General features: G+C 39.6%; 3 protein-coding genes and 1 pseudogene. All 4 read left to right on the top strand.

All coding sequences use genetic code 11. The features are described from left to right. Positions 1-417: pseudogene (locus tag QM419_RS09175) on the top strand (MBL fold metallo-hydrolase); the annotation flags it as partial. Positions 418-682: 265 nt separating this feature from the next. Continuing rightward, positions 683-1,420, top strand: a complete 738-nt coding sequence (mecA, locus tag QM419_RS09170) for an adaptor protein MecA (protein ID WP_414278574.1) — start codon at positions 683-685, stop codon at positions 1,418-1,420. A 144-nt stretch (positions 1,421-1,564) separates the two neighbouring features. Continuing rightward, entirely contained in the window at positions 1,565-2,128 is a 564-nt protein-coding gene (locus tag QM419_RS09165; RefSeq protein ID WP_414278573.1) for a TIGR01440 family protein, read from the top strand. A gap of 1 nt (position 2,129) precedes the next feature. Continuing rightward, positions 2,130-3,076: YSIRK-type signal peptide-containing protein (locus QM419_RS09160; RefSeq protein WP_414278572.1), on the top strand; the 947-nt coding region annotated here is incomplete at its 3' end.

Below are 3,076 nucleotides of genomic sequence, written 5' to 3'. Positions count from 1 at the left end.
GCTATGAAGACAGGTTGGCTCAAAGACAAGGAACTCTGGTACTATCTAGACAAAGAAGGAGTCATGTTAACAGGGTTTCAAGAGATTGATGGTTCCCGTTATTACCTGAACGCAAGCGGTGCTATGCAAACTGGTTGGAAACAACTGAATGGTAACTGGTACTATTTCCAAACAAATGGTTCTCTCCTAAGAAATGGAACAAGTCCTGACGGGTACAAGCTCAATGCAGATGGAATTTGGACGACTGTTACAACCGAGGTAACAACTCAGGAACAAACGGTAGCAAATAGTCAGGGGCACATTTTCGAAACAACAGAAGTAGAGAGAACTCAACAAACAGAAAGCTCATCTGTAACGTCTGAGGAAAAAAATCAATCTACTGAACCTGAGACACAAGCGAGCCAAGAGAAGAATTAAGTTTCTAAATAAATTATAATTAAATTTTTCTACAATAAAAACACCTATAAAGCTTAAGCTTTATAGGTGTTTTGTTAACTTCGTTTGATTTTAGCACGAACTAGATTTAGTGCATAGTGAAGTGTTTTATCTTTGATAACAAAGAATTCTAAATCATAATTAGTGTTCTATATTAGATGTCAATGAACATTCCAACGCCATTCTTTTGATAAAATCATTTAAATCTTGTATAATAGATAGAACTGAAAGTATGAGGTTACGAACTATGAAAATGAAACAAATCAGTGATACGACTTTAAAAATCACTATGTCTTTAGAAGATTTGATGGATCGTGGAATGGAAATCGCAGACTTTCTCGTTCCACAAGAAAAAACAGAAGAGTTCTTCTACGCCATTTTGGATGAGTTAGAAATGCCAGACAGTTTCTTGGATACAGGCATGCTTAGCTTCCGAGTGACACCAAAGCCTGACAAGGTTGATGTCTTTGTAACTAAGTCAAAGATTGACCAAAATTTGGATTTTGAGGACTTGGCAGACCTTCCTGACATGGATGAACTAGCAAAAATGTCTCCAGATGAGTTCTTGAAAACATTGGAAAAAACCATGGCAGAGAAAACTAAAGAAGACATTGAAGCTATCCAATCTCTAGAGCAGGTTGAGAAAGAGGAAGAAGCGGCGATTGATGAAATTGCTGAGGTGAATGAAGGGAAAAGAGAACCTTATATCTACTACATCCTACGCTTTGACGACTTAACTAGTTTGGTTTCTTTTGCGAAAACAGTTGATTACCAAATGGAGACTTCAGAACTTTACAAAATGAACGACCAATACTATCTAACAGTCTTGGTTGATGTGGAAGATCATCCAAGTCTTTATCCAGCTTGGTTATTGGCTCGCATGCGTGAATTTGCTGATGATAGTGATATCAGCCGTTCAGTTCTTCAAGAATACGGCCAAGTTATCATTAATCATGATGCTGTTCAAGGACTCCAAAAAGTATAATGATGGTTATAAATGAGACAGAGATGGACATTCTCTGTCTTTTTTGGTTAGAAAATAGGTGAGTCAACAGAACGTGGACTATGCCCCTAGCTTGCTAAAATGATGAAAAAACGATATCATAGAAAGGAGTAAGTGAGGTAAAGTATGGACCAAGGACAATTACAAAAAGAGGTAGAGGAAATCCTAGAAGATGTATTAGCAAAAGCTTCTCTCCATGAGGGAGCTCTCTTTGTTTTGGGCTTATCTTCCAGTGAGGTGATAGGAGGACACATCGGGAAAGCCTCTAGTCAAGAAATTGGAGAATTGATTGTTCAAAAAATATTAGAGATTCTGTCAGCGAAAGGTATCCATCTAGCAGTTCAAGGATGCGAACATGTCAATCGAGCCTTGGTAGTGGAACGAGAGGTTGCTATCAAATACAATCTCGAAATTGTGAGCGTTCTACCGACTCTGCATGCGGGAGGTTCTGGTCAATTGGCGGCCTTTCGCTATATGAAAGACCCAGTTGAGGTCGAATTTATCAAAGCTGATGCAGGTCTTGATATTGGAGATACGGCTATTGGGATGCATATCAAGCATGTTCAAGTACCTATACGTCCAGTTTTAAAATCAATCGGCCATGCCCACGTAACTGCGCTCGCTAGTCGTCCAAAACTGATTGGAGGGGCGCGTGCTCAATACCCACAAGATGCTATTAGGAAATCGTAAAATGGAAAAGAAACAAGTTGAAAAGGTTATAAAATATTCTATTAGAAAGTTCTCTGTTGGAGTGGGTTCTGCTATCATCGGGGCCTTGCTTTTTGGTGCTAATAACCTCTTGCTTGATCAAGTAGCAGCTAATGAAGTTTGTGAGCCAAATCAGGTACACTATCGCTATTTGGCAGAGCAAGAGCTGACAGAAGCTGAAAAAGCCCTTATTCATAGAGAGCTTCCGTCGAATTTAGAACAAGATGATATTGTTTATCTTGTTTATAGAAAAAAAGAAGTTGGAAGCCAGCAGTTACCAAGTACTGGAACTAAAGAATTAGCGCTAGCGGGGCTCGGTTTTGCAACTGCTTCTTTAGCGGTCCTCTTAATATCTAAGAAATATCGCAATAAGGTAGTTGGAATCCTACTGATTGGTGCCCTTGGAGGTAGTTACTTTATTCCTCTTACTGCTAAGGCTTTTGAAAATCAGGTCCTACAATCTTATAATCAGACACTCTCTTCATGTAGTAAAGAAGATTTAGCGAATGGAGTTATTCAAATTGATGGGTATGACTACATTGGGTACTTCAAAGAAGCAGACTTGAAAGTCTCTATCCCAGATAATACTCATGATGAAAAATTGACTACAGGTCAAGTAACACAAGAAGAAACTCATGAAGGTGAGCCTCTTGTTCAACCGAATCAACCCGCTCAAACCGAGGAAACTACAGCTAAAGGAACTCAAGAAGAAGGCCATGTAGGCGAATCTCTTGTCCAGGAAGAACTCCCAGCCTATACAGGCGAAGTAACTGCTAAAGGAACTCAAGAAGAAGGCCATGTAGGCGAATCTCCAATCCAACCTGAACTTCCAGAATATACAGGCGAAGTGACAGCCAAGGGTACTCAAGAGGAAGGTCATGTGGGTGAATCTCTTATTCAGCCAGAACTTCCAGAATATACAGGCGAAGT

The sequence above is a fragment of the Streptococcus infantis genome, from assembly GCF_047464715.1.
Lineage (GTDB): Bacteria > Bacillota > Bacilli > Lactobacillales > Streptococcaceae > Streptococcus > Streptococcus infantis_S.
This window is presented reverse-complemented; position numbering and strand designations above follow the sequence as displayed.

Coding starts and splice junctions, on each gene's coding strand:
- mecA (WP_414278574.1), top strand. CDS start 683: ATGAAAATGAAACAAATCAGTGATACGACTTTAAAAATCACTATGTCT.
- QM419_RS09165 (WP_414278573.1), top strand. CDS start 1,565: ATGGACCAAGGACAATTACAAAAAGAGGTAGAGGAAATCCTAGAAGAT.